The following is a 656-nucleotide window of genomic DNA, read 5'->3' on the forward strand; positions in this document are numbered from 1 at the left end:
GCGTCGTAGTCGACGCCGTCCAGAATCTGCTTGGCCTCGGCTTCCCACTCCGGGAGTGGTGTCAGTCTCGGCTGTTGGAGGTCCCTCATGGGTACACCTGAACTGACGGACTCGGGTCCGGTAGGCCGCTTGCTGCATAATGAAGCGGTTTATATACCGTCTTCGACGTGTGCGAACAATCGTCAGTGTCTTCACCACGAGAAACGGGCCGTTCCGGTCGGTGAGAGACGAGTCGGTCAACGGCACTGGCACTCGAAGAGACCAGTCGCTCAGGAGAACGGGGGACCAGTCGCTCAGGAGAACGAGAGACGACCAGACGACGGGAGAACTCGGCTTGTCTTCGAACGCGTGAATGGGGAGTGAGGAGGGGTGGGAGACGACCAGTTCACTCCCCGACGGCAATGATGCGATGTGTGCCGTTCCGATTAGTCACCTCCCACGCCAGCGCTCGACGCGTCAGCGCCGGTCGGCTGGTTACCTTCGTATTTGCTCGTGTCGATGTCGTCCGGTGCCGGTTCGACCTCGACGCGCACGTCGTAGAACGAGAACGTCTTTCCGACGTCGCTCACTTCGTCGTGCGTCAGGTCGTTGTGGTGTCCTTTGACGTAATCCCGTGTCCACCATCCCTGGTCGGTGTTGACGAGACCGGGTTTCAT

Annotated in this window: 1 pseudogene; it reads right to left on the reverse strand. The window is 60.1% G+C overall.

Annotated features, from left to right (window positions below):
• Nucleotides 1–425: 425 nt before the first annotated feature.
• Nucleotides 426–656, reverse strand: a pseudogene (locus tag QT222_RS00210) (dimethyl sulfoxide reductase); the annotation flags it as partial.

The organism is Haloferax sp. s1 (assembly GCF_058382125.1).